This is a genomic window from Endozoicomonas sp. ALD040, from assembly GCF_049275945.1.
Taxonomy (GTDB): domain Bacteria; phylum Pseudomonadota; class Gammaproteobacteria; order Pseudomonadales; family Endozoicomonadaceae; genus Endozoicomonas_A.
Window position 1 is genome coordinate 1,826,817 of record NZ_CP184829.1, and the last position, 25,986, is coordinate 1,852,802.

General features: G+C 48.5%; 20 protein-coding genes. 9 read left to right on the top strand and 11 right to left on the bottom strand.

Annotation, left to right across the window (positions count from 1 at the left end; genetic code table 11):
• Positions 1–88: 88 nt before the first annotated feature.
• The 8 genes from ACOJUN_RS05945 to ACOJUN_RS05980 form a co-directional block, all read right to left on the bottom strand.
• Entirely contained in the window at positions 89–826 is a 738-nt protein-coding gene (locus ACOJUN_RS05945; protein WP_422135211.1) for a ParB N-terminal domain-containing protein, read from the bottom strand.
• A complete protein-coding gene (locus tag ACOJUN_RS05950; protein WP_422135212.1) occupies positions 823–1,722 on the bottom strand; it encodes a hypothetical protein in 900 nt (299 codons plus the stop codon). The genes ACOJUN_RS05945 and ACOJUN_RS05950 overlap by 4 nt, the downstream gene beginning before the upstream one ends.
• A gap of 376 nt (positions 1,723–2,098) precedes the next feature.
• Positions 2,099–3,661 carry a recombinase family protein gene (locus ACOJUN_RS05955; RefSeq protein ID WP_422135213.1) on the bottom strand — a complete coding sequence of 521 codons (1,563 nt, stop codon included), beginning with the start codon at positions 3,659–3,661 and terminating at the stop codon, positions 2,099–2,101.
• A gap of 61 nt (positions 3,662–3,722) precedes the next feature.
• Positions 3,723–4,148 carry a hypothetical protein gene (locus ACOJUN_RS05960; RefSeq protein WP_422135745.1) on the bottom strand — a complete coding sequence of 142 codons (426 nt, stop codon included), beginning with the start codon at positions 4,146–4,148 and terminating at the stop codon, positions 3,723–3,725.
• 291 nt (positions 4,149–4,439) lie between these two features.
• Positions 4,440–5,456 carry a hypothetical protein gene (locus tag ACOJUN_RS05965; RefSeq protein ID WP_422135746.1) on the bottom strand — a complete coding sequence of 339 codons (1,017 nt, stop codon included), beginning with the start codon at positions 5,454–5,456 and terminating at the stop codon, positions 4,440–4,442.
• 323 nt (positions 5,457–5,779) lie between these two features.
• Positions 5,780–7,708: a pyruvate dehydrogenase complex dihydrolipoyllysine-residue acetyltransferase gene (aceF, locus tag ACOJUN_RS05970; protein ID WP_422135747.1), complete on the bottom strand. Its 1,929-nt coding sequence runs from the start codon at positions 7,706–7,708 to the stop codon at positions 5,780–5,782.
• Between the two features lie 19 nt (positions 7,709–7,727).
• A complete protein-coding gene (aceE, locus tag ACOJUN_RS05975; protein WP_422135748.1) occupies positions 7,728–10,385 on the bottom strand; it encodes a pyruvate dehydrogenase (acetyl-transferring), homodimeric type in 2,658 nt (885 codons plus the stop codon).
• 777 nt (positions 10,386–11,162) lie between these two features.
• A complete protein-coding gene (locus ACOJUN_RS05980; RefSeq protein ID WP_422135749.1) occupies positions 11,163–11,552 on the bottom strand; it encodes a hypothetical protein in 390 nt (129 codons plus the stop codon).
• Positions 11,553–11,651: 99 nt separating this feature from the next.
• On the opposite strand from ACOJUN_RS05980, the gene ACOJUN_RS05985 reads away from it, so the two are divergent.
• Both ACOJUN_RS05985 and ACOJUN_RS05990 read left to right on the top strand, forming a co-directional pair.
• Positions 11,652–13,343, top strand: coding sequence for a hypothetical protein (locus ACOJUN_RS05985; RefSeq protein WP_422135750.1), 1,692 nt, complete (start codon positions 11,652–11,654; stop codon positions 13,341–13,343).
• 109 nt (positions 13,344–13,452) lie between these two features.
• The gene (locus tag ACOJUN_RS05990; protein ID WP_422135751.1) at positions 13,453–15,114 is read left to right on the top strand and encodes a hypothetical protein; all 1,662 of its coding nucleotides are present in this window, start codon (positions 13,453–13,455) and stop codon (positions 15,112–15,114) included.
• Between the two features lie 37 nt (positions 15,115–15,151).
• Here ACOJUN_RS05990 and ACOJUN_RS05995 read toward each other — a convergent pair whose 3' ends face one another.
• Positions 15,152–15,772, bottom strand: coding sequence for an isochorismatase family protein (locus ACOJUN_RS05995; RefSeq protein WP_422135752.1), 621 nt, complete (start codon positions 15,770–15,772; stop codon positions 15,152–15,154).
• A gap of 26 nt (positions 15,773–15,798) precedes the next feature.
• Positions 15,799–16,482 (bottom strand): pirin family protein, encoded by a 684-nt coding sequence (locus ACOJUN_RS06000; protein ID WP_422135753.1) that lies wholly within the window; start codon positions 16,480–16,482, stop codon positions 15,799–15,801.
• Between the two features lie 104 nt (positions 16,483–16,586).
• Between ACOJUN_RS06000 and ACOJUN_RS06005 the strand changes: the two genes are divergently transcribed.
• Both ACOJUN_RS06005 and glnE read left to right on the top strand, forming a co-directional pair.
• Positions 16,587–17,465, top strand: coding sequence for a LysR family transcriptional regulator (locus ACOJUN_RS06005; RefSeq protein ID WP_422135754.1), 879 nt, complete (start codon positions 16,587–16,589; stop codon positions 17,463–17,465).
• Entirely contained in the window at positions 17,465–20,410 is a 2,946-nt protein-coding gene (gene glnE, locus ACOJUN_RS06010) for a bifunctional [glutamate--ammonia ligase]-adenylyl-L-tyrosine phosphorylase/[glutamate--ammonia-ligase] adenylyltransferase (RefSeq protein ID WP_422135755.1), read from the top strand. The genes ACOJUN_RS06005 and glnE overlap by 1 nt, the downstream gene beginning before the upstream one ends.
• Here glnE and ACOJUN_RS06015 read toward each other — a convergent pair.
• Positions 20,374–20,721, bottom strand: coding sequence for a hypothetical protein (locus ACOJUN_RS06015; RefSeq protein WP_422135756.1), 348 nt, complete (start codon positions 20,719–20,721; stop codon positions 20,374–20,376). The two genes, glnE and ACOJUN_RS06015, sit on opposite strands and share 37 nt — an antisense overlap.
• A gap of 13 nt (positions 20,722–20,734) precedes the next feature.
• On the opposite strand from ACOJUN_RS06015, the gene ACOJUN_RS06020 reads away from it, so the two are divergent.
• The 5 genes from ACOJUN_RS06020 to rfaP all read left to right on the top strand — a co-directional run bounded on the left by ACOJUN_RS06020 (position 20,735) and on the right by rfaP (position 25,946).
• Entirely contained in the window at positions 20,735–21,661 is a 927-nt protein-coding gene (locus ACOJUN_RS06020; protein WP_422135757.1) for a branched-chain amino acid transaminase, read from the top strand.
• Positions 21,662–21,950: 289 nt separating this feature from the next.
• Positions 21,951–22,994 carry a lipopolysaccharide heptosyltransferase II gene (waaF, locus tag ACOJUN_RS06025; RefSeq protein ID WP_422135758.1) on the top strand — a complete coding sequence of 348 codons (1,044 nt, stop codon included), beginning with the start codon at positions 21,951–21,953 and terminating at the stop codon, positions 22,992–22,994.
• Positions 22,991–23,998 carry a lipopolysaccharide heptosyltransferase I gene (gene waaC / locus ACOJUN_RS06030; RefSeq protein ID WP_422135759.1) on the top strand — a complete coding sequence of 336 codons (1,008 nt, stop codon included), beginning with the start codon at positions 22,991–22,993 and terminating at the stop codon, positions 23,996–23,998. The genes waaF and waaC overlap by 4 nt, the downstream gene beginning before the upstream one ends.
• On the top strand, positions 23,995–25,137 hold the full coding sequence (locus ACOJUN_RS06035) for a glycosyltransferase family 4 protein (RefSeq protein WP_422135760.1): 1,143 nt from the start codon (positions 23,995–23,997) through the stop codon (positions 25,135–25,137). Before waaC ends, ACOJUN_RS06035 begins: the two co-directional genes overlap by 4 nt.
• Complete coding sequence (rfaP, locus tag ACOJUN_RS06040; RefSeq protein WP_422135761.1) at positions 25,137–25,946, top strand: lipopolysaccharide core heptose(I) kinase RfaP; 810 nt, start codon at positions 25,137–25,139, stop codon at positions 25,944–25,946. Before ACOJUN_RS06035 ends, rfaP begins: the two co-directional genes overlap by 1 nt.
• Positions 25,947–25,986: the final 40 nt, after the last annotated feature.

A 25,986-nucleotide genomic window follows, 5' to 3' on the forward strand; every position in this document is an offset into this window, starting at 1 on the left:
CTCTCCAGTGTTCCCAAGGGCTACAGGTCAATCTGTAGGCTGTTCTGGTGCATTTCTGGGCTACTACTAATCGGGAATAGTAGTACTATCAGAAGTCCTCAAATTCATCTTCTCCTTGGTAGAAGGATTGAACCTCAGATAGAACCTTGTCATACCTTATGCCTCTACCAGAGAGCAATCGGTGTATCTTCTTTACAACCTTCTTCTCTTCCTTACTCAAACCATTCTCAGGAGTAAACTCAGTCTCTCCATACTTCAAAGCATGACTAAGCTTTTCCTTTATGGGGTATCCAGTTATCTCGTTGCGCTCTATTGCGTCTTCCCAAGCGTTTTCATTCTGTGCATCTTTAAGAAGCTTGCGCCAGCTCTGCAAGGTTCTAACAGCTATCCCAAGCTCTCCCGCTAGTTCACTGTTTTTTGGCTCGCTGTTTTCTTTAAGAGTCTTTACAAGGAACTTTTGCCACTTGAGTTCTGAAGTTTGAGCGGATGTAAGTGGTCGGCCTTTATGTTCACTATTGAGATTGAAGTAGTACTCAAGGCTCACATTCTCCAATACATTGACACTAATTCGTGGTCTCTCCAGTTTCTTCTGAGCTTTGAACCTGTGCCATCCATCAACAATTACATACTTCCCCTTTTCTCCTTTCACTACATCAATGGGTGGAAGTCTCCTATTTGTCTCAATTGCTTCAACAATACGCTTGACGTGCTGTCTTTCCTCAAGTTCACACGCTAGGGCATCATTAGATGAACCAGTGCGGTTATCTCTTACCTGATAGCGTGTATCGTCTTGGTCAATAGCTGTTATTGATACTTGTTTGCTCATAGGTACTGCGCTTGCTCCAGTGCTCCAATGCTTATGTAATACTCCTTTAATTCTTCCCTTGTCATTGTACTTGTATCAGGCTGCATAGGAGTGGTGATAGGAGTTGTTTTATGATTAGCCTTAGCTTCCCTACTGCTATCCTCAGCGTCCCTCTCAAGCTTCTCTACAGCAGCCTTAAGGAGCTTCAAATCTTTATCCTTGGCTCTCTCTTCAGCATCCCTCAGATACTTCTCAAAAGACTCCCTCCCATTAAGCCCTTTGTTCCTGTCGTAAGCTCTAGGCTCGCTGGGTTCTTTCAGCCACTCAAGTACTACAGGCCAGACATAAGACTTTCTATAGCCATCCATAAGCCCCTGAAGCCTTTCATGTGGTTTACCTAAGACATGGGAAGTTTCAATATTAGGAGTTTCAAAAGCTGTTCGCATCCAGTAGAACAGTTGCATCTTGGGTAACTCTGGAATGTAACCTTTTTCCTCTCCTCCATATTCATCCACTAATATCATTTCAAGGTGAATACGTACTAAGTTCTGAGCTAAAGCTTCTCTGCCTTTAAGCTTACTTAAGCCTCCAATGTACGGCCTAAGCTCTCTCCCATAGCGAATAAGTCTTTTCCATATTGGGTAGCTTCTCTGCTTCTTGTTTTCATCAAGTGTGCTGTTGTGGAAGAAGGTAGCAATGTTCTTTCTCTCTCCTAACTCCTTCTCACAATTCCCTAACCAATGAATCAATCTATGGCGGCTCTCGAGTGTCTCCCAACGTGTTTCAATGTTCCTCTTCAGCCAAGCTCTTTCATACGTGCCGAGCCTTCCAATCTTCTTAGTGGGGTGTGCGTGGTACTGATTGTGTGCGTTGTGTTTACTACAGTACTTCCCGATACTCACTCCCATTACAGGCATTGTCTGCTTAACTGGCTTCCTGCATCCTTCGACAGCGCATGGTTTCTTAGGTGTGGCTGGCAGTGATGATAGGTGTCGGCTAACGTGGCTGCTAATCCGGCTCAGGAGTTCGTGTTTACTCAAGGATGTCAAACTATTTAATTAACCTCTTAAATTATATTGATAGTGCTAGTGGGACAGAAATATACGGGAAAAGATTTCAATACAGCAGTGGATAAAACCCCTAGAAATCTGTGTGTAATCTGTAAAGCAATCAGGCTTTCATAGAGTTCTTCTAAGCGTCTTTCTATTTAGGTGGTACGATAGTGGTAGGTAGGAGGAGAAAGCCTCTCAGGGAGGCTCTATAGGGAGGTCTTAGGCGACAGATTAATGATGACTATGCTCTTATCTTCAGCCCTGATGTTCTCCTCACTCCAGACTCAATAGCTTTGATTACCTCAAGCTGTCTTAAGTCCACTGAAGCTACTTCCTCGCTTTGTTCCAGTAGCGTCACCTTGTCTTCCTTACTGTTCAGTACTAGAGTAATCCCGAGCTGTCTAAGTCTCGCATTAACCTTGTTAGTGACAGAGGAGTCATTGTAGGAGGAGTCAATGTCTAGCATCACTTCAGCATAAGCTTTAATCCTCTCATCAATATCTAATTGCCCTGAAAGTTTAGCTTTGTAGTCCTGAAGCTTATCTTGAGCTGAACGTGAGGCATCAATGCTTTCTTGTAGCTTGGCTACGAGGCTTGGTATTGAGCCATCAGCGTTGCCTATGGCTTCCTCATAGTTCTCTACAGCCTTCTTATGCTTACTTACTTCTCCTTCCAACTCAGAAATAATACTGTATTGCTCACTTGTTTGTTGAGCTGGTGGACGTGTGTCAGTGCATGAGAGGAGGTACTTAAGTGCATCCAGAGCTTTGCTATAGTCGAACATGCCACGGCTAGCGCACTCTATGTTATCCCTGTATGTGTTACATGAGAGGTAACGGTATTCGTACGCTTTGCCCTTGTATAGCTTCCTTGACTTTGAATACTTGACTGAGCCGCTACAGCCTGAACACCTAATGATTCCTTTAAACACGTTCTCAGTGTTCACTGATTTACCTCTTAAGGCTCTCTCGCCGTTGCGTCTATTGCGGAACTCCTGAGCCACATAGAATAGCTTTTCTGTAATGACGGGAGGGTAGACTTTTATCGGCTCTCCTGTCTGCTCTTTAGTTTCACCGCTGCGTGGAATCCATAGCCCTATCACAGCGTAACTCGTTAATAATGACCTAATGGCTGTTGCTGTCCATGTCTTATCGTTAGCTATGTGTGAGTTCATGTGTTCTATTAGTTCTCTTCCGCAAACTCCTCCTATGTACAACTCAAATAACTCCTTCACAAGCTTTGCTCTATCTTCTATAACAGTGTATATGCCTTTGTTGTCACGCTCTAACCACCAAGGCACACGGCCTCCACGTTTAACTAGACGGCCTTCTCTGGCTGCCTCCCAATAGGCTTTAGCTCTATCAGACTTAATCTTGCTTTCTTCGTGCGCACGGTGGAGATTCACCATAGCGACCATACTAGAACCTAAGTCATCCTTTGCGGAGGGAGGGTATACCTGATTGTCACTGACTGTAGCTATAGTGACATTGTTCGTTAGGAGGAGTTGGAAGGTGCTTAAAGCTTGAGATAGTTTGTCCCTTGATACACGGTCTAGTGATTCAACTATCAATACGCAAGGTGTAGCAATGGCTCCACTTTGAACAGCCTGAAGGAAGTCTGATAGCTGCCCTCGTTCAACGTTATTGCCATTGAAAGCTGATACACCTAGATCATTAAATGTGGTGTCTGATAGTGTCCAGCCGTGGCGTTTAGCGAACTCCTGACTTGCTTTAGTCTGTCTCGTAAGGGAAGTTCCTTTAGATTGCTTCTTGCTGGAGAATCTACGATAGCTGTATGCTTGCATCGGTTTTTATCTTACGTATTGAGGGACGGTGTTATTCTACAGCCGTCCTATAGATAGGAAATTAGTATTTCTTACACCATCGTTGATTATCCACATCTGTTGTGTAAGCGAAAGAGTCATCTGAGATTGAACGACACAGGGTACTTGCGGAAGGAGCGAAGATACATACTCCCTGTTGATTACAACAGGGCTGTTCATGGCAATTCTTGTCAAAGCTATGTCGTGAGTCAGTGGGCCGACCCGAATTTTCATCATTATTGTCGTTGTCGTATAAATAATGTGATTTTTCTGAATGTCTATTGAATGACTGACCGTGAACCTCTGACTCTGTTACCCGGGAATAGTTACCGCCGCCCGTTCCGTACATCAAAGTGATGATCTGAAGTTTGTTTCGCCTGGAGGGTTGGTCATCGGACAGCATGCCTGACCATTCGTTTGTGCTGATCGTGTGTGATACTTCGTTTTGCATCAGCTTCCAATCAGTCATTGGCATTGCAGTTAATAGGTCCGGCTCAGTTTTTATAGAAAAACTCTGGCTTGTCGAAGCCTCATTTTGATCAACCTCAACGATAAAACGATGAGTCTGCGGCTCAGCCGGGCAGACGAAAGGCAAAAAGACCAATACGTGCGAGAGTAAGCTGTTAATGGTTCTATCCTTTATTTTCCGGGGATAGGAGCAGTGAGGATAGACGAGAAGACAGAAGGCACGAAACTAAAATCCGGGGACAATGACAGTAGATCAGACCTGCATCAAAGCCCTTGCCATTGCGGACAGACTTCATGGATGCCTTGGAGATACCCATAATAGCGACCTCGGACTCATACAACCATTTGTCAGGTTGATATCAATGCGGTGAATGTCAGAGAAATCAACAAAGAATTGATTATAGAGTTCATCTGGGGGGGCATCAGTAACTGGAATAAATGTGTTTCTATCGAAATAAACCAGTGGCGATGTGAAGGATCGACTAGTGATATCCGGGGATGAGACCTGTCCGGGTGTGGCTTCCATATGGGCGGTCGAATTCTCTAAAGAATTCACTACAGAAATCAGCGGCCCTTCTGCTGAGTTATCAGATGATTGCGAGAGTTTACAAACGCCATGACAGGAATCGACGTAACAATTTAAACCCAAGGTATGCCGTTGTTGTTCAGAGCCTCCACTACCGCCGCCAGAATCAGAAGACGATGGGTTGAAAAAGCCCGTAGCATGTGTGGTTGACCCTGATACCTGCTGACCGGATGAGGATGATGACCGGCTTTGTTGTTGACCATTTTGTTGTTGACCCCGCCCGGGGAGCATCATAATGGTGATCGCAAACGGGTCGTTCTGACTTGCCACCTGTTGTTTCATCGGGTTAAACAGCAATGAATCGAAGTTCCAATAGCTTTTCAAAAGCCAGCCGACAGCTAAAAACGCCTCTATTGGTATCCATGAATAAGGTTTGCCGCCCGGAGTGCCGTCATTGGTGGTCAGAATCAGTTCGTAAGCAACCAACAGATTTGTGGCGTAAAACAATTGCCATGAAATCGATTCAATAAAGGTCGTTTTTGCTCCGTAACCGACAAATCTCGGTGGTTTGTCATCAGGCAGAAAAATTGACTCTGCGAAGCCGTTTGTGTCAGCAACGTCCGATGGGGTGCCCGACAACGAATTCAGGACGTGCTTAAGAGAAAAGCTCCGAGATGTCTGTGTATGCTCGACAATAAAACGAGTTGCCAACAGTTCGGCCTGGCAGATAACAGACAACGACAAGAGCATCAGCAGCAGTGCTGCAACAGACAGTTGCTTCATTGTCGTAACAATGCACTCGAATTTGTTGGCATGAAAGGTAGATCAAGAAAGTGATAGATCAAGAAAACAAGCCTCATTTTCTCTCAAAAAACCAAAGGTTGCATCAGACAAGAAAGAGCCCGCTAATGAAAAAAGCTGCGGACTTTTTATTCAATGGGTCAGTTGACTATTCCCTCTGGATGCGGGCTTTAAGCCTGGTTTAGACCAAAAAAGTGGTACATCAGGAAAGCAAGCGTGCTTTTCTCCCAAAAAAATTGTACCGGGTAAAAAAAGCCCGCACTGCAAAACAGTCGCGGGCTCTTTTACTCAGCGGAATCCCGGGATTACAGCAGCAAACGACGAATGTCTGACAACAGATTACTTAGCAGGGTGGTGAAGCGGGCGGCATCAGCACCATTAACCACACGGTGATCGTACGACAGTGACAGCGGGCACATCAGGCGTGCATCAAAGTCCTTGCCGTTCCAGACAGGCTTCATGGATGCCTTGGAGATACCCAGAATAGCGACTTCAGGCGAATTCACGATGGGGGTAAAGGCGGTACCACCGACTGAACCCAGGCTGGAGATGGTGAAGCAGCCACCTTGCATTTCAGCCGGTTTCAACTTCTTGTCACGGGCCTTGCCAGCCAGTTCGATACACTCTCTGGACAGATCCCAGATACCTTTCTGGTCAACATTTTTGATGACCGGTACCAGCAGGCCGTCAGGAGTATCTACAGCAACACCAATGTTGATGTACTTCTTGTAGATAACCGACTCACTGTCTTCACTGAGGGAAGAGCAGAATACCGGCATCTCTTTAAGTACGTAAGCCACAGCCTTCAGGAAGAAAGGCAACGGAGTCAGCTTGGTGCCCCGGGCTTCTGCCATTGCCTTGTTGGCCTTACGAAAAGCTTCCAGTTCGGTAATATCCGCTTCATCAAACTGTGTGACGTGGGGCACATTCAGCCAGGAGCGCTGGAAGTTCTGAGCTGCTACTTTACGCAGACGATTCAGGGCCACTTCTTCGATTTCACCCCACTTGGCGTAATCCTGGGCAGGCACCGGAGGAATACCCATCCCCCCTGTGACGGCAGCTGTCTGAGGCTTGTCAGCTTCAGACAGCATGGCCTTAACGTAAGCCTGAACATCTTCTTTCAGGATACGGCTGCGTGGGCCTGTGCCTTTTACTCGTTCCAGGGCAACGCCAAACTCACGGGCAAGCCTGCGAACCGCTGGACCGGCATGGACATTGCGATTGGCTTTTTCCAGTTCTACCAGTTTCTGAGCAGAAGCCGGAGCAGCAGGTGCTGGTGCTTTGGCAGCCGCAGGAGCCAATGCTGCCGGAGCAGAAGCCTTTGGCGCGGTTGCAGCCGGAGGCGCAGCAGCAACACTGCCCTGGGTCTCAATCCTGGCAATCAGGTTGCCCTGGCTGAGCTTGTCACCTTCTTTAATGCAGATCTCTTTGACAACACCGGCAAAAGGAGAAGGTACGTCCATACTCGCTTTGTCAGATTCCAGCACAATCAGGGAATCTTCTTCAGCGATTTCATCACCCACAGCTACGCAGATTTCGATAACAGGGACGTCTTCGGCACCAATATCGGGCACCGTCACTTCCTGAACGCCACCTGCAACAGGCGCTGCGACTGGAGCTGGTGCGGCAGGCTGAGGGGCTTCCGTCTGAGGAGCCGGAACAGGAGCAGCACCTGTGGTTTCCACTTTCACCACCAGATCGCCCTGACTCATCTCGTCGCCTTCTTTCACGCAGATCTCTTTTACTATGCCAGAGAAAGGTGAAGGAACTTCCATGGTCGCCTTGTCAGACTCCAGAACGACCAGAGAATCTTCTTCAGAAATCTCGTCACCTATAGCAACACAGATTTCGATAACAGGGACGTTTTCTGCCCCGATGTCTGGAATCAGAACGTCCTGAATGCTGCTGCCGACTGGTGGAGCAGCTGGAGCAGGCTCTGGCTTTGCAGCCGGAGCTGGAGCTGCTTCGGTGGTAGTTACGGAACCTTCCTTATCTACGACAATTGTCGTTATTTTCAGCATGTCATCACCTTCAGACACACTGTCACCTACCTTGACCATGATCTCGGAGATTTTGCCGTCACGGGGTGCAGGCACTTCCATGGATGCCTTGTCTGACTCCAGAACAATCAGGGAGTCATCGGCAGAAACTGAATCACCGGGTGCAACGCAGATTTCAATAACTTCTGCACTGCCACTGCCGATGTCGGGGATCTTGATTATTTCATCGCTCATTCGGGATAACCTTATGAAATCAGCAGTACAGTGGGTTAGCTTTGTCGCCGTCGATGTTGAACTTTTTCATAGCGTCTTTCATAACAGACACTTCCAGTTCACCGTCTTTTACCAGACCGTACAGGGCAGCAATAACAACGAAGTAACGATCCACTTCGAAGAACTCACGCAATTTCTCACGGGTATCGGAACGACCAAAGCCATCGGTGCCCAGGGCAATGAAAGTACCTGGTACGAATTCACGAATCTGGTCGGCGTAGATCTTCATGTAGTCAGAGGCGGCAATAACCGGACCCTTGCGACCAGTCAGCTGCTGTTCGACCCAGCCTGCACGCTTCCCGGAGTCAGGGTTCAACATGTTGTGACGAGCTGCCGCCATACCATCTCGACGCAGTTCGTTGAAGCTTGTGGCACTCCAGATATCAGACTCGATACCGAAGTCGTTACGCAGGATGTCAGCAGCAGCACGCACTTCCTCAAGAATAGTGCCACAGCCCATCAGCTGTACTTTCAGGCCGTCGCTTCCGGCGTTTTCCTCGAAGCAGTACAGACCTTTCACAATACCTTCGATAATGCCATCGCCTTCTGGCATGGCTGGCATCCTATAGCTGTCGTTCATAGTGGTAATGTAATACCACACGTTTTCGTTGTCGCTATACATACGACGCAGACCGTCCTGAACAATCACTGCCAGCTCGTAGCCGTAAGTTGGGTCGTAGCTGATGCAGTTAGGAACAGTGGAAGCGAGAATGTGGCTGTGACCATCCTGGTGTTGCAGACCTTCGCCGTTCAGAGAGGTTCGACCGGAAGTCGCGCCGATCAGGAAACCACGAGCCTGCATGTCGCCTGAAGCCCAGGCCAGGTCGCCGGTTCGCTGGAAACCGAACATGGAGTAGAAGGCATAGAAAGGAATCATGGGTACATTGTTGTTACTGTACGAAGTCGCCGCCGCGATCCAGGCAGCGTGGGCACCGGCTTCGTTAATACCTTCTTCCAGAATCTGACCCTGTTTGGACTCCTTGTAGAACATCACCTGATCAGAGTCGACCGGCTCATACATCTGACCTTCAGCAGAGTAGATGCCCAGCTGACGGAACATGCCTTCCATACCGAAAGTCCGGGCTTCATCAGGAATAATCGGTACGATGTGCTTACCGACATTCTTGTCTTTCGCCAGAGCCGCCAGAACACGTACGTAGGCCATGGTGGTTGAGATTTCTCGTTCACCACTGCCTTTGAGAACAGCGTCGAAGGCACTCAGGTCAGGAATTTCCAACTGCACATCCGACTGCTCGCGACGCTGAGGAATGAAACCACCCAGTTTTTCACGATGCTTGCGCATGTAAACCATCTCAGGGCTGTCTTCTGCGGGCTTGAAGTAAGGCAGGCTGGCCAGATCTTCATCTTTGATCGGCAGGTCGAAACGGTCACGGAACTGTTTCAGGTCATCGATAGGCAGTTTCTTGACGTTGTGGCTGACGTTGGAGGCTTCACCCGTGGTACCGGTACCGTAACCCTTTACAGTCTTGGCCAGAATAACCGTTGGCCTGTCGGTGGTGTTTACCGCAGCATGGTAGGCTGCGTAAACCTTGTATGGATCGTGACCGCCCCGGTTCAGACGCCAGATATCATCGTCAGAAAGGTGTTCCACCATCTTTTTGGTTTCAGGGTAACGACCGAAGAAATGTTCACGTGTCCAGGCACCGCCCTTGGCCTTACAGTTCTGATAGTCACCATCGACGGCTTCGTCCATCAGCTTCTGCAGCACACCGTCTTTGTCCTGGGCAAACAGCTGATCCCAGTGACGACCCCAGGTCACCTTGATCACGTTCCAGCCAGCGCCACGGAATACGCCTTCAAGCTCCTGCATGATCTTGCCATTACCACGAACCGGCCCGTCCAGACGCTGCAGGTTACAGTTCACCACGAAGATCAGGTTGTCGAGCTTTTCACGGCCCGCCAGAGAGATTGCACCTGTGGATTCCGGCTCATCCATTTCACCGTCACCCAGGAAAGCCCAGACTTTACGGTTCTGCTCCGGGGCCATACCACGGTTGATCAGGTACTTCATAAAGCGTGCCTGATAGATGGCCTGCAATGGGCCCAGACCCATGGATACGGTAGGGAACTGCCAGAAGTCAGGCATCAGGTGCGGGTGAGGATAGGATGAAAGACCCTTGCCTTCTACTTCCTGACGGAAACCGTCCAGCTGATCTTCACTCAGACGACCTTCGAGGTAAGCACGGGAATAAATACCCGGAGCCGTGTGCCCCTGATAGTAAACCAAATCGCCTTCACGGTTATTGTTGTAACCGTGGAAGAAGTAGTTGTAGCCGATATCGTACAGGGTTGCACTGGAAGCGAAGGAAGAGATGTGGCCACCCAGTGAACTGTCTTTCTGGTTAGCACGCATGACCATTGCCAACGCATTCCAACGAACCAGGGAACGGATTCTGCGTTCCATAAACAAGTCGCCCGGCATTCTCGCCTCTTTCTCAGGCGGAATGGTGTTGCGATAAGGGGTAGTAATCGCATAGGGCAGCTGGGTGCCTTTCGCTCTGGCATGCTGGGAAAGTCGGGTCATCAGGTAATGAGCCCGGTCTTCCCCTTCTTTTTCCAGAACGGAATCCAGGGCTTCCAGCCACTCCCGGGTTTCGATGGGATCAATGTCGTGCATATAGTTTGCTCCGAGAATTGAGCGCTGTAACCAGTTCTAAAAAAAGCATCTGTGAAGGGATCATCAGCCACTGATGCATCTTTCCGTTACGATTACCCGGACAGGAGTACACTTTAGCAACTCAGCCTTGAGCAAATAAATCGCCTCAATCTGAGATGGACAACCACATTTTCAAATGACGGTTATTCATCAATGAGCCAGTGAAATTCTGTCTGTCAGGATAGTCGAGGCTCTAAGGGGCCGTTTTTTTCAGCCCATACCACCAGTGAAAACCAATGATCCGAGGAGTCCGAACAAGAAAAGATTGCTCGAGGGCTACCCCTGTCGCGGCTCCCAGCGCCAAACTGTTATCTATGAAAAATCTGTCCTGTCTGCTTGAGCGTAAGGTTCGACCACCGTGCCATCGGCTTCCAGCCGGACGATTGGCCCTGGATGGAGATTTAACCGGGTGCAAAGAAGACAGAGCTTAAAACTTCAGAAAATTGATTTCGATCAATTTTGTAATTGAACTACAAGATAAGCAAAATCCGCAATGAGTACCAGTACTTAGGCACAGTAAAGTTACAGAAATATATCAAAAGCCGCTACATCATTACATTTATCCATGAAATTCCCATGACATAATTATTATCAAACAAGAAAAAACTCTATCAGCGCATACCCCGATAGAAATTTCCGCGCTGGACTTTACTCTGAATTTACGCAGAGAAAAGTCGAAAATCCCTACTGGAAAAAGAAAAATGCTGACGATTCATCGAATTAGTGTAAAGCCTCTCGCTATATTGGCGTATCTTCCTGCCATGAGCTGATACCCCGGAGCCGACTTTGATCCGCTTTGATGCCAGCTAATGGAAAAGCAATTTTCTGCTTCCAGCTGGAGCTTGTTCTAAAGCTGATGCTCAGCTGCTGAGCAGGATCAATCTCACTGGCAATCTGTTCTCTTTCTTCCATGTCCAGAACATCATTAAATCGACCATGATTCATTGGAGTGGCAGGTATAGCTTGCCAGAGAGGCGTATCTTTTTTACTGGCATTGTATTCAGGATCAAGGGAAGCACTGACCTTGCTGGCCAGCTCATCATCGATGCCGAAAAAGAAGGTTTGCGAAACCTGTGCCGGGAACAGAATCTGGCCCCAGCTGTACCTATGGTGTCGTTGAAAAAACACGCTTATTTTTTTGATCTGTCACTTTCCTGGACTAACTTTCCTCTACCGATAAATGAATAACCAAGCACTGCGAACAACGGGCTTTAAAAGTGGGTTCTAATGAAAAATTCGTTCTCTGCGACACTGCTGTTGCTGCTTTCGTGGTTGTCTGCCGTTTGTCAGGCCGAATCATTGACAAGAGATTATATTGTCAGGTTTCAACAGGATGGAAGCTTGCCAGATGGGAGTTTTTCTATTAAGCCAGACCGTCAGACATTGCCGGGCAACCCGACCTACCTTGCCGACACAAACGGCTATGCAGAGTCAATTTTTCCGCCTGATGACAGACCACTCAGACTTGGCGGTTACGGGGTAAAAACCGCCTTTTTTGAGTCGATCTCCTGGCCATTGATTTACGCCGCTCATTTTCTGGTTGCTAATGAACTGATTATGACCACCAGTGACGCCCTGAACCCCAAACCCTATTCGAGGATACCATTAGAGGTATTTGCCACTGTTGGCTGGCTATTGGAAAGATATTGGAACAACAATTCGCCGCAGCTTAACCCAATAGGTGAACCGGAGTCAGGTCAGGATCACCCATTTGCAATCACCACTATGGTGCTCCCAGGGCAGGGTCAACAACAAAGTAACCAACAAAACCCAACATCAGCATCATCCGGTCAGCAGGCCTCTGGATCAACCACCCAAGCTGGTGGCTCCTCTCTCAAGCTTACGCCTTCCGACTCTGGCGATGGTGAAAACCCTGAACAACCCCAACATACATACGGTTTAAATTGTCATGTCGAATCCTGTCATGGCATTTGTAAACTACGATCATCTCCCGATAGCAGGGATTCAGAACCCGATAGCAGTGATTCGGATGAAGAGGGCCAGCAAGACTCTTCTTCCCCTGCGCGACGAGAGATTGAACCTTCGATAGCTCGTCTGTTGTTTGGTAACATAGGTAGTGACCCGTCCCGAAATCCTCATTTACCCAGCCTTGAAGAGTGTACTGCCAGAATGGCTCTTCTAGAAACCCGGGCTTTATCAGATTCTGAACAACTTGATCCTTCAGGAATTGAAAAAAAAATCTCCAGACTTGTATCTGAATTTTTCGTTAGTCCAATTTTAAATTTTCTGAATTACAGAGTCCTTGTGAATAAACACGACACTGACGACGAATACGTACATCTTGCTGCTGCAATGTGCAATGCCCTGGGCGAAGAATATCAATACATTGTTCATTGTTGTGCCAATATTACCCATAACTTCAACTTTGGATTCAGCCACTCCCTTAGCTGTATGGCCAATGTGGTAAAAGACTTTTATACAAATAAAAGCTTGAACTTGCACCAGTTCAGACAAGATGTCATCAAAGGCTTGAACACAGATCGCCAGACTCTTGTAGAGAAGATTGCTCGTCGAGAGATAGAGCGTGTAAACATTATTCTTCAACAAGGCTCATCGATGGAAGATAAGTATGAGCCGGTTGGTAATTTTGTATTAATTTTCTTTGCTCTTTCCGCCAATCATCTAAAAGAAGCGGGTGATTTTTTCTGGAAGCTTTGTTATAGAGATGCAGATGGCAACAAGATAACACAGGACAATCCCCCTCCTGAATACTCCAGATTGTTCACAACTGAACCCACAGACACTTATAAATATGTTTATTATTCAGTAAGAAATATGAAAGATATTACTCAATTACAAAGACTGGTTAATCAGCTTGCAGACTATTTAATTTCGGATAAGGGCACTACCTCAACAAGCAGTGAAAATAAGCCCAACCAGAAAACCGACGATGAATGATAGATTTATTCCAGCATAGGTCAGGGATGACACTGTTTGTTTTTGAAAAAAACACGCTTATTTTTTGATCTATCACTTTCTTGGTCTAACTTTGCCCTGTAGAAAATGAATGCCTAAGCACTACTACAAGCAACAGACTATCAAAGTGGGATTAATGAAAAACTCGTTGTCTATGGCGCTGCTGTTACTGTTTACATGGTTGTCTGTCGTTTGTCAGGCCGAACCATTGACAAGACGTTTTGTTCTCGGGTTTCAACAGGATGGAGCCTTTTCAAAAGAGAGCTTGTTTATAAAGCCAGACCAACATAAATTGCCGGGTACCCCGTTTCACCTTGCCGACACTAACGGCTGCGCAGAGTCAACTTTTCTGCCTGATGACAAACCACTCGGACCTGGTGGTTATGGGGTAGAAACTGCCTTTTTTGAGTCGGTCTCCTGGCCATTGATTCACGCCGCTCATTTTCTGGTTGCTAATGAACTGATGATGACCGACAGTGACGCCGCTCTGAACGTGAAACCCTATTCAAGAATACCATTAGAAGTGTTTGTCACCGTTGGCTGGCTATTGGAAAGATATTGGAACTACGATTCGCCGCAGTTCAGCCCAGTGGATCAATCGGAGTCAGGTCAGGATCACCCATTTGACATCACCACTATGATGCTACCCGGGCAGGGTCAACAACAAAGTGGCCAACAAAATAGTGGCCAACAAAACCCGCCATCAGCATCATCCGGTCAGCAGGCCTCTGGATCAACCACCCAACCTAGAGGCTCTTTTTTCAGGTTTACGTTTTCCGGCTCTGGCGGCGGTAACCAGGGCCCTGAACAACACCGGCACACGTACGGTTTCAATTGTTACGTCGGTTCCTGTCATGGCGTTTGTCAAGTCCAACCGCCATCCGGTGGTAGCGGGTTGGCTGGAGGGGACCAGCAAAACTCTCCTTCCCGTGCTCAAAGAGAGACTGAACATCCGATACCTCGTCCGTCGTTTGGTCATATAGGTTATGACCCGTCCCCGAATACTCATCAACCCAATCTTGACCTTTCAGAGGATGATGAAGAAATACCTTTCAAAGTTTTAGAAAAGTCTTTCGTTAATCCAATTATGTTTGTGCTGAATTGCAAAAGGCTCATGGAAAAACAGGCAATCGGCGACGTATATGTACATCTTGCTGCTGCAATGTGCAACGCCCTTGGGGAAGACTATGAACATATTGTTGATTATTGTGCCAGTTGTACCCACACCTTCCGCTTTGGCTTCTGCCACTCCCTCACCCGTATAGCCAGGATGTCAAGAAAATTTCATGCACGTAAAAGCTTTAACTTGCATCAGTTCAAAGAAAATGTCATCAAAGGCTTGAATACAGATCGACAGGCTCTGGTAGAGAAGGTTGCCCGTCAAGAGACAGAGCGTGTAAACATTATTCTTCAACAAGGCTCATCCTTGGAAGACAAGTATGAGGCGGTTGGTAATTTTGCATTAATTTTCTTTGCCCTTTCCGCCAACAAACGAGATGCAGCCATTGATCTTTTCTGGGAGGCTTGTTTTAAAGATGCAGATGGCAACAGGATAACTCAGGACAATCCCTCCCCTGAATACTCCAGATTGTTCACAACTGAACCCACAGACACTTATAAATACGTTTATTATTCGGTAAGAAATATAAAAGATATTACGCATTTACAAAGACTGGTTAACCAGCTTAAGAACTCTTTAATTCCGGATAAGGACACTGCCTCAACAAGTCGTGAAAATAGTGCTACCCAATGATGGTTAACTGGCGAGCTGTTGAGCTCGCCACCCATGACTATCCTCTTGCGAAATAACTGTTCATCACATAACCGTATTTGGTCGTATGCTCAGCCAATACCTGCCCCAACGCTTCACCGTATTCACTGCGCCAGTCGTTCATCAGCTCTGCCAGAACCGAAGCCCAGGTCGTCACTTTCACACCCGCCTGAGCCAAACGCTGTATCGTGACTTCCTGAACCGTTTTATTCCAGGTACCCGAGGCATCGATCACGGCATACACATCGTAGCCTTCTTCAATGGCGGACAATGCCGGAAATAATAAACATACGTCCGTTACAACACCGGCCATGATGATTTTTTTGCGGCCTGTTTTCTCAATGGCTTGCCTGAACGCCAGGCTATCCCAGGCATTGATCTGCCCTTCACGCTCAATCACTTCCCCGCCCAGTACGTCGGTAATTTCAGGCATCACCGGACCATTTGGCCCCTCAGGCAAGCTGGCAGTCACCACCGATGGCAAGCCAATGGCTTTTGCCGTTCTGGTCAGGCCAACAATGTTGTTTTTCAGCACCGTCGGGTGTTCATCACCCAGCCCGACCATCAAACCCGTCTGGTGGTCGATCATTGTTAATACAGCGTTGTCCGGCGTTAAAAACTCAGAGTATTTTGTTGTCATGGTCATGTCCTTATCAGTGCTCTGTTTCATTCAAAAGATTCGGTAAAAATCAGAATCAGCTGGCTCTCTTGTTGGGCGACAAAGTTCAATTCCGTCGCTCTTACCAGAGTGCCAGCCTGAATGGTTTCGCCATTAATGCTTGCCTTGCCAGTACTGAGATAAGCCAAAACCTCACCGCTATGCTCTGTCTGGTATCCTTCGGTGGCCTGAACCATTTCTACCACGGTGTGGCTATCAAACGTTTTCGTCTGTTTTTTACTTCCTCCATAGATGCGTGTTCTGACATTGGTTTCCGGGGTATAAGCCTTGTAACCCGCTGGCTCGCCCTTTGTTTCTGGCAGAACCCACAGTTGAATCAATTGATTGGGGGTTTCATCCGGATTCACTTCGTTATGTGCAAACCCTTCACCTCCCGCTCGTTGTACCTGCGCCTCCGGGGCCACTAAACCTTTGCCGTGTTGCAAAGATCCAGCGTGGCTTATCCGGCCTTTTGCCATCACACTGATGACGTCGATCTCTTGGTGGGGGTGCATACCTGTCTCGCCGTGGGGCAAGAAGCTGGCATCAGCAAGATAAACGAAGTTACCTATGCCGTTGGCTGTCTCAGGACGCTTTCGAGCACCAAATACTCGCTGATCTGTGACGACCTGTTTTTCTTCCAGTCCGGCAAAACCGCCTTGTGGTAGTTGCTCTAAGGTCAAAATTTCCATCGCTCAATCCCTGTTTTCCAGTCAGTGATGAAACCAGATTAGTTTGTTATCCAAAGTTGATATATATTCATTCATACAAAACACTGTTCAATATTTGATAACAAATGACTGACCTTAATGATCTGATGGTGTTTGCAACGGTAGTCGAGAGAGGCAGCTTTACCCAGGCAGCAGAAGCACTGAATACGCCGAAATCCAACATCAGCCGCAAGATCACCCGGCTGGAATCCCGGTTGGGTGTGCGGCTGTTGGAACGTTCAACCAGAACCTTGCATCTGACTGAAATCGGTCTGCGCTACTATCAGTACTGCAAAAGAATCAAAGAGGAATATGAGGCCGCAGCCAGTGCAGTGGAATCCATGCTGGAAAAACCTCAGGGCCGCCTGCGAGTGTGTACCTCTCTCGGTGTCGGTCAGTCATTGCTGGGCGATCACCTCACCGATTACTGCCGAGAGTACCCTGAGGTTGAACTCGACCTTACCTTGACGAACCGACGTGTTGATCTGATTGAAGAGGGGTACGATCTGGCGTTTAGAATTGGAGACTTGCCAGACTCTGGACTGATTGCCAGGAAACTCTGCTCCATCCATCTGCGTCTTTATGCGGCTCCGGGTTTTGCAAAACATAAAATCAAAACGCCGGGCGACTTATTAGAGCATCCGCTAATGTTGATGAGTGCAAAGGAGCGCAATCCCGATTGGCATCTCTTTTGCGGACAAGAAAATAGAACCCTGAAGTTTGAGCCGAGTCTACGCTGCGATGACTTTTCCATGCTGATGAGAATGTCCATCAGGGGGTTGGGTATCACCGAACTGCCAGAGTACATGGCAAAGCATGCCCTGGCAGCAGGTACGCTCATCAATATTCTGCCCGATTGGCAGTTCGAGCCTGTGGACTTATATGCGTTGTATCCCAGTCACCGTGGCTCAACCCCCAAAGTTCGAGCACTGCTCACCCACCTTGCTAAAGAGGGCTTCCACTAATGGCGTCGCCAGATTACAGCCTTGAGTCAATCAAAAGCCTTGAGCGAATGAACTGCCCTGCATCGGTAAAAAGCATCCTGAACAAGCAATGGGACGAGTTTCTGGAAACCTGTCGAGCAAAAGATCTGGCTGACAGATCTGACTCATTATCTCCCGATTTTCTCTCCCAACTTTATAAAACCTGGGCGGGCAGCGACTTTGCTTTTGAACAATGCCTGAAGCATCCGGATCTTGTTTTCCAACTCCATCAGAATCCGGATTTATTAAAAAACCCCAAACCCGAGAGGCATCAGGATGCCCTCCGCCTGCTGACTCAGGAAGTCCTCAACGAAAATGACCTGATGCAGCAACTCCGGGTCTACAGAAACCGTGAGATGGTCAAAATCATCTGGCGTGACCTCAACCGCCTGTGCTCCATGCAGGAAACCACACTGGATCTTTCTGCTATGGCGGATGCCTGCGTCGATCAGTCAATGGACTGGCTGTATGAAGAAGCCTGCAAAACCTGGGGTACCCCGATGGGGGCTTCCTATGGAGAAACACCTCAACCACAAAAGATGATCGTACTCGGCATGGGCAAGCTGGGTGGGCAGGAACTGAATCTTTCTTCCGACATCGACCTGATGTTCACCTATCCCCATAAGGGTGAAACGTTGGGTGGAGCTCGCTCTCTGGATAATCAGGAGTTCTTTATCCGGCTTGGGCAACGTCTGATCAAAGTCCTGGACAATCAAACGGTGGACGGCTTTGTGTTCCGGGTTGATATGCGACTGAGGCCTTATGGTACCAGCGGTGCACTGGCCATGAGTTTTTCCGCTATGGAGCAGTATTATCAGGATCAGGGCAGAGACTGGGAACGCTATGCCATGATCAAGGCCAGGGCCATTGCCGGAGATATCCCGGAAGGTCAGAATCTGCTCAACATTCTGAAGCCATTCACTTTTAGAAAGTACATTGATTTCAGTGCTATTTCTGCACTCAGGGATATGAAGGCCCTGATTCAAAGAGAAGTAAAGCGCAAAGGCATGCAGGGCAACATCAAATTAGGTCCCGGCGGCATCAGAGAAATTGAATTTATTGCCCAATCATTTCAGCTGATCCACGGTGGCCGGGATCGAAGCCTTCAGGAAAAGGGACTGCTCAACATTCTCAACCGACTCTCGCCGCATTACCTGCCAGAGTTCGTTACACAGGCGTTAACTGAAGCCTACATATACCTTCGAAATTTAGAGCATGCTATTCAGGCGCTGCAAGACAGACAGACTCAGGAACTGCCGGTCGATACCCTGCAACAGGAAAGAATTGCTTTTATTGCAGGGCACCAGGACTGGTCTTCCCTGATGAGTAAGCTGGATCATCACAGAGAGCAGGTCTTGGGACACTTTGATGAGGTTGTGTCCTTACCGGATACATCCAACGATCAGGAACAGACGGTTCAGGAGCACTGGAAGCTGCTCTGGCAGGGCAATCTCAACGAAGACGAGGAATTAAAACAATTTCAGGAGAACCACTTTTCAGAGCCACAAGCATCGAGGCAACGTCTGTCAGCGCTCAGGGATGGCAGAGCCATCACCAGAATCCGCCGCCAAAGCCGTGAGCGACTTGACCACTTCATGCCTTCGCTGCTGGAACATATCGGTCGTAGCGAACAGCCTGATCTGGCACTGACCCGAATTCTTCCGCTTATTGAAAGTGTTTTACGCCGAACGGCTTACCTGGTTTTGCTGATGGAAAACCCCAAAGCTCTGGAGCACCTGATCAGCCTCTGTACCGCCAGCCCCTGGATAGCAGACCAGATTGCCCGACATCCGGCCTTGCTGGATGAGTTCCTGGATATTGGTGATCTCTATAACCCACCCAAAAAAGCGGAACTTGAGCACGACCTCAGACAACAACTGACTCATATTCCGGAAGATGATCTGGAGGCCCAGATGGAAGCGCTGCGCTACTTCAAGATGTCACATCTTTTGAAAGTAGCGGCAGCACAGGTTGCTGGTACATTACCCTTAATGAAGGAAAGCGATTACCTGACCTGGATTGCCGAAGCCTTGCTGGATCAAGTGGTCGGCCTCGCATGGAAAACCATGGTTGAGCGACATGGGCACCCTGTGGGTGAAGACGGTTCCATCTGCGATCCTGGCTTTATCATCATTGGCTACGGCAAACTGGGTGGCATTGAACTCAGTCCGGGATCGGACCTGGATTTGGTGTTCGTGCATAACGGCGCTCTCAATAAAGAAACAGACGGCTCGCGCTCCATAGAAAGTTCTACCTTCTATACACGACTGGGACAGAGAATCATACACATTCTCACCGCTCAAACCCCTTCCGGAAGACTCTATGAAGTCGACATGCGTCTGCGCCCTTCAGGCGCTTCAGGAATGCTGGTCAGTTCACTCACATCTTTCGAAAAGTACCAGCGCAATGACGCCTGGACCTGGGAGCATCAGGCTCTGGTCCGGGCCAGGGCAGTAGCTGGCGATAAACAGCTGACAGCAAAGTTTGAATCACTTCGCAAAAGTATTCTGGCCATTGGCAGGGACCCTGCCACCTTGAAGGCAGAAGTCATCAGGATGCGCCATAAAATGCAAGAGCATCTGACAAAGTCCCGACGGGATGAACAGGGGCAACCCCTCTTTAATCTAAAGCACGATCGCGGCGGCATTGTCGATATTGAGTTTCTTATGCAATACGCCGTATTAGCCCATGCTCACGCTCACCCGGAAATTGCGCAATTTCCGGATAACATTCGAATTTCGGAGTCACTGGAAAAAGTCGGCTACCTGACAGCCAGTGAAGGCAAAGGGCTTAGAGAAGCTTATAAAGTCTTGAGAAAAGCGGCTCACTTGAAAGCTTTGCAAAACGAGCCATCCTTTGTGGAAATCCCCTTGGTGGAGGCCTTCACCCGTCAGGTTGAAGCGCTTTGGCAGCTATGGCTGGAATGAATGTCCCGGCGGTTTGGAATCAGTAGCAAAGTATGATCCAATACTCGTCTGCCTGCAGATAACCGAAGCACAGACAGAATCATGGCCGCCTTACCCACAGCGGCCTGCAAGCCTGGCTTGAGACCCACCGGGCTGAGTAGCCATGAACACGAAACAACCATGAGCACAGAAAGACTTTTGTCACCCAAAGTGATGACAAGACTTTCACTAAGGGTCTTCAATAAAATCACAATACCACCGTGAGAAAACAAAGCTGCCCATTTGGCGATGAACTTAGCTACATTCTCATGGTTAAAATTACTGGATTGCATCGGGAGTTTTCGCATGTCCTTCGCCGATAGAGATGGCGTTATTTGGTTTGATGGCAAGCTGGTTCCATGGCGAGAAGCACAAACCCACGTTCTGACCCATACCCTGCACTATGGCATGGGCGTCTTTGAGGGTGTTCGAGCCTACAACACCGACAAGGGTCCTGCTATTTTCCGTCTGGAAGAACATACGGATCGACTGTTCAGAAGTGCTCATATCCTGGGTATGAAGATCCCTTACTCCCGTGAAGAGCTGATCGAAGCTCAAAAGCTGGTGGTTCGTGAGAACGGTCTTGACAGTGCCTATCTCCGCCCCATGTGCTTCCTGGGCTCTGAAGGCATGGGCCTTCGTGCAGAAGGGCTAACTGTTCACTGCATCGTTGCTGCATGGAACTGGCCTTCTTACATGGACCCTGACGCCAAAGAGAAAGGTATCAAAATCCGTACTTCTTCCTACACCCGTCACCACGTAAACATCACCATGTGCAAGGCCAAGGCCAATGGTAACTACATGAACTCCATGCTGGCACTGCGTGAAGCACTGGACAGCGGCTGCGAAGAAGCTCTGCTGCTGGACAACGAAGGTTACGTGGCGGAAGGCAGTGGTGAAAACATCTTCATTGTCAAAGAAGATGGTATTCTCTACACACCTGAGCTGACTTCCTGTCTGGAAGGAATTACCCGTGACACCATTATCCGGTTTGCCGGGGAACTGGGTCTGGAAGTCAGGGAAAAGCGCATTACCCGTGACGAAGTTTATATTGCCAAAGAGGCTTTCTTCACCGGAACAGCCGCTGAAGTACTGCCTATTCGCGAGCACGATGGCCGCATCATCGGCAGTGGTCAACGTGGCCCCATCACCGAACAGCTGCAAACTATGTACTTTGATCAGGTTCAGGGCCAGCGGGAAGCATACCCTGAGTGGCTGGCTCATGTGATCTGAATCACTGGCTTTCATTCCATAAGCTGTAAGAATTACTGAGTTATTGATCAGAAAAAGTGGCGTATAATCTACGCCGCTTTTTATTTACATGGATGTAATGTATCCCCGGCCTATCTTCAGACGGGGTACCCTGCATATTTGAAACTGGACACTGTCCAGTGTGCATATTCTGCCATCGGTGACAGCGTGCTCTCACTGAGGGCGGTAGCGTGCCCAATTACAAGAGATCGATTCCGGATCGATCCCCAGGAGGCTCCAGAAGCCTCCCTGAAACAGGAACTGCAGCAACGTGAAGTACTTGATTGTCGGTCCCTCCTGGGTGGGGGATATGGTAATGGCTCAAACTTTGTTCATTGCCCTGAAACGACAACATCCAGAGGCTGTCATCGACGTACTGGCACCAGGCTGGAGCCGCCCCATCATTGAGCGCATGCCTGAAGTCCGGAACGGGATTGATATGCCCGTAGGCCATGGCAGCCTGAATCTGGCCGTGCGCAGAAGAATAGCCAGAGACCTGAAAGCACAAGGGTATGACCGGACCATTCTTCTGCCCAATTCACTAAAGTCTGCCCTGATTCCATTCCTTGCCGGCATTCCTGTCAGAATTGGCTGGCGGGGAGAAATGAGGTATGGCCTGCTTAACGACCTGAGAGTTCTGGACAAAGAGCAATACCCTCTTATGGTTGAACGCTTTGTTGCTCTGGCCTATCCGGATAAGTCGCCACTGCCCTCCCCTCTACCCAAACCTGCCTTGAGTGTTGACAGCCAGAGTGTTGCCAAAGCATTGCATCGCTATCAACTGTCTGATGACTTGCCCATTCTGGCGCTTTGTCCTGGCGCTGAGTTTGGCCCCTCGAAACAGTGGCCTGCCGGTTACTACGGCGAAGTGGCTTTGACGATGGCTCAGAAAGGCTGGCAAATATGGTTGTTCGGCTCTGAAAAAGACCATGCCGTCACCCAGGAAATCATGGGCTACCTGCCCAGAAATCTGCATAAACGTTGTTTTAATCTGGCAGGACAAACCACTTTGGCGGATGCCGTTGACCTGATGTCTCTGGCCCATGCTGTGGTTTCCAATGACTCTGGCCTTATGCACATTGCCGCCGCACTTTCTCGACCTCTGGTGGCTGTTTATGGCTCGACCACTGCTGCTCATACCCCGCCAATGAACGACAACAGTGAAACACTCTGGTTGGGACTGGAATGCAGCCCCTGCTTTAAACGTGAATGTCCTCTGGAACACATGGACTGCATGAAAAAGCTGGGACCCGAAATGGTTCTGGACGCCCTGGAACGACTGTCTGGTGAACAGACTCTGGAGATTCAGGGTTGAAAGTTCTTATTGTAAAAACCACCTCCATGGGCGATGTGATTCACACACTTCCAGCCCTCACCGATGCTGCCAAAGCGATTCCGGGCATCCGGTTTGACTGGGTCGTAGAAGAAGGGTTTGCGGAAATCCCGCGCTGGCACCCTGCTGTCGATAAAGTCATACCTGTCGCGGTGAGAAGATGGCGAAAATCGATCCTGAACACAGTCCACTCAGGCGAGTGGCGTCGTTTTCGCAAAGATCTTAAATTCAGAGAATACGATGCAGTTATCGATGCCCAGGGATTATTGAAAAGCGCTCTTATTACGCGAATGGCGCGGGGCCCCAAGTTCGGGCTGAATAAAAACTCAGCCCGGGAACCCGTTTCTGCCAAGTTTTATGACTTCCCAAAAACGGTTAACTGGGGGCAACACGCCGTCGAGCGTGTACGACAGCTGTTTGCCAAATCACTGGACTACGAATTGCCAACAGAACCCGGACAGTTTTTGCTCGACCAATCCCGATTCGATGGCGACCTGATTCAAAATAAACCCTATGTCGTTTTTATTCATGGCACCACATGGCCCACCAAACACTGGCCAGAAACTTACTGGTGCCAACTGGCCCATAAAGTTCAGGCAGCGGGAATGCATATCGTCATTCCCTGGGGCAACGAAAAAGAGCAAGAACGAGCCAACTGCATCGCAAAATGTTCCGATAATATTGAGGTGCTGCCACGCCTCAGCCTGAGTGGTATTGCCGGGGTCATAGCAAATGCTAAAGCGGCGGTTGCTGTCGATACAGGACTAGGCCATTTGACGGCAGCTCTGGAAACACCCGCTGTATCTCTATACGGCCCGACCCGTCCTGACCGGGTGGGAGCCTACGGAAGCTCACAGATTCATCTGACCGTTGACCAGTGCCCTGAATGCCAGCTTCCAAAAGCCGACCCGGACATTTTCACCCCTATGACCCCGGATTATGTCTGGCCCTACCTGGAGAAGCTTCTGCAAGAGGCGTCTTCATGATATTGGCTTTTGCGCTTTATAAGTATTTTCCTTTTGGGGGGTTACAGAGAGATTTTCTGAGGATTGCGCTTGAATGCCAGAAAAGAGGCCATAGAGTTCTTGTTTTTACCACCTGCTGGCAGGGCGAAAAGCCTGACGGTTTTGATATCCGGGTTCTTAAAGTCAACGGTCATTCAAACCATGTCAGGATGAAGAGCTTCCAACAACAGATCGGCAAAACATTAGCCGACCAGCCAGAAGTCATTTTGACAGGGTTTAATAAAATGCCGGGGCTGGATATCTATTATGCCGCCGACACCTGTTATCTGGACAAAGCCCAATCAAAAGGCTGGTGGTATCGACTCACATCACGCTTTCGATATTACCAAGCCTTTGAGGAAGCGGTTTTCTCTCAGGAAAGCAAAACCGTTTCCCTGCTGATATCTGCACTGCAAAAGCCTGTCTTTCAGCGGTATTACCATACCCCTGAAGAGCGCATTCATTTGCTGCCTCCGGGTATTTCAAAGGATCGATGTCGACCTGAAAATGCCGAAGCCGTGAGGGCAGAATTCAGAAAAGAGTTTTCGCTCACTGATGGGGACAAACTCGTTCTGATGGTGGGTTCAGGCTTCAAAACCAAAGGTTTGGATCGAGCCATCAGGGCTATTGCTTCATTGCCCGCTTGTCAAAAACAGGGCACTCGTTTCTTTGTGATAGGTCAGGACAAACAAAAACCCTTTGAGTCACTGGCCAAACAATTGGGCATTGAGCACCAGCTTCGCTTTTTTGCTGGCCGAGATGATGTCCCCCGGTTTCTGCTGGGTGCCGACTTGCTGATTCATCCGGCTTACAATGAGAATACTGGGACCGTTCTGCTGGAAGCACTGGTTGCTGGGTTGCCTGTGCTGACCACCGATGTCTGTGGCTATGGGCATTATATCGATGAAGCCAAAGCAGGCACTGTACTACCAAGTCCGTTTAATCAGGGTTCTCTGAATGAGGCTGTCAGCAACATGCTTGATTCAGAGCATTGGCTGGAATGGCAAAACAATGCCATTGCTTTCAGTCGCTCTGAGGACCTGTATAGCCTGCCTGAGCGGGCCGCTGATATTATTATTGAACAGGCTGATCGAAAGTCTGGCCACTTCTCGATTTCTTAATGCTATATCTTAGAAACGATTTTAAAAAAGCCTGGCAAGGCAAGGACCCCCAATCCCTGTTGGAAACAATGGATGGAGAGGTCTACAGAGCACTTGAAGCTCGCCGTACCTTTCGATTTGAACTGAATGGCAAAGGCTATTTTGCCAAAGTTCATGGGGGTGTGGGCTGGTTTGAAATACTTGAGAACTTTGTGCATTTGCGTAAGCCCGTTCTCGGTGCCAGAAACGAGTGGGAAGCTCTGAACAAACTCCATGAGATTGGCATCGATACCATGACACTTGTCGCCTACGGAGAAACCGGGAATAACCCTGCCACACTTCGCTCTTTTCTGGTGACTGAAGAGCTGGCGAATATGGTCACTCTGGAGGATTTTTGCGAGCATTGGAAAACCGCTCCTCCTTCCTTTCGATTGAAGCAAGCTATAACGTTGAAGCTGGCAGAAATCAGCAAAAAACTCCATGATAATGGCGTCAATCATCGTGATTACTATCTTTGCCATTTCATGATGCCAAAAACTCAGGCCCCTGATCCGAAACACTTGAAGTTTTATCTGATTGACCTTCACCGGGCCCAGATTCGGGATAAAATTCCCGAGCGCTGGCGACTGAAAGACTTATCTGGACTCTACTTCTCTGCCATGGATTATGGCATCAGCCGAAATGATGTTTTTCGTTTTTTGAAAGCCTATACAGGGCTGTCTCTCAGAGACACATTAAAAAAATACAGCGCTTTGCTCAATCGCATTGAGAAGAAAGCCGTAAAACTGTATCAGCGCATGGAACGAAAAGCGGGAAAGAGTGACGCTTAAAACTTAGCCCTAAACCTTCATTTCCTGCAGCCAAAGTGAT

Bases quoted from the DNA above. Each gene is read 5' to 3' on its own strand.
- ACOJUN_RS05945 (WP_422135211.1), bottom strand. From the start codon at position 826: ATGAGCAAACAAGTATCAATAACAGCTATTGACCAAGACGATACACGC.
- ACOJUN_RS05950 (WP_422135212.1), bottom strand. From the start codon at position 1,722: ATGCCTGTAATGGGAGTGAGTATCGGGAAGTACTGTAGTAAACACAAC.
- ACOJUN_RS05955 (WP_422135213.1), bottom strand. From the start codon at position 3,661: ATGCAAGCATACAGCTATCGTAGATTCTCCAGCAAGAAGCAATCTAAA.
- ACOJUN_RS05960 (WP_422135745.1), bottom strand. From the start codon at position 4,148: ATGACTGATTGGAAGCTGATGCAAAACGAAGTATCACACACGATCAGC.
- ACOJUN_RS05965 (WP_422135746.1), bottom strand. From the start codon at position 5,456: ATGAAGCAACTGTCTGTTGCAGCACTGCTGCTGATGCTCTTGTCGTTG.
- aceF (WP_422135747.1), bottom strand. From the start codon at position 7,708: ATGAGCGATGAAATAATCAAGATCCCCGACATCGGCAGTGGCAGTGCA.
- aceE (WP_422135748.1), bottom strand. From the start codon at position 10,385: ATGCACGACATTGATCCCATCGAAACCCGGGAGTGGCTGGAAGCCCTG.
- ACOJUN_RS05985 (WP_422135750.1), top strand. From the start codon at position 11,652: ATGAAAAATTCGTTCTCTGCGACACTGCTGTTGCTGCTTTCGTGGTTG.
- ACOJUN_RS05990 (WP_422135751.1), top strand. From the start codon at position 13,453: ATGCCTAAGCACTACTACAAGCAACAGACTATCAAAGTGGGATTAATG.
- ACOJUN_RS05995 (WP_422135752.1), bottom strand. From the start codon at position 15,772: ATGACAACAAAATACTCTGAGTTTTTAACGCCGGACAACGCTGTATTA.
- ACOJUN_RS06000 (WP_422135753.1), bottom strand. From the start codon at position 16,482: ATGGAAATTTTGACCTTAGAGCAACTACCACAAGGCGGTTTTGCCGGA.
- ACOJUN_RS06005 (WP_422135754.1), top strand. From the start codon at position 16,587: ATGACTGACCTTAATGATCTGATGGTGTTTGCAACGGTAGTCGAGAGA.
- glnE (WP_422135755.1), top strand. From the start codon at position 17,465: ATGGCGTCGCCAGATTACAGCCTTGAGTCAATCAAAAGCCTTGAGCGA.
- ACOJUN_RS06015 (WP_422135756.1), bottom strand. From the start codon at position 20,721: ATGCAATCCAGTAATTTTAACCATGAGAATGTAGCTAAGTTCATCGCC.
- ACOJUN_RS06020 (WP_422135757.1), top strand. From the start codon at position 20,735: ATGTCCTTCGCCGATAGAGATGGCGTTATTTGGTTTGATGGCAAGCTG.
- ACOJUN_RS06035 (WP_422135760.1), top strand. From the start codon at position 23,995: ATGATATTGGCTTTTGCGCTTTATAAGTATTTTCCTTTTGGGGGGTTA.
- rfaP (WP_422135761.1), top strand. From the start codon at position 25,137: ATGCTATATCTTAGAAACGATTTTAAAAAAGCCTGGCAAGGCAAGGAC.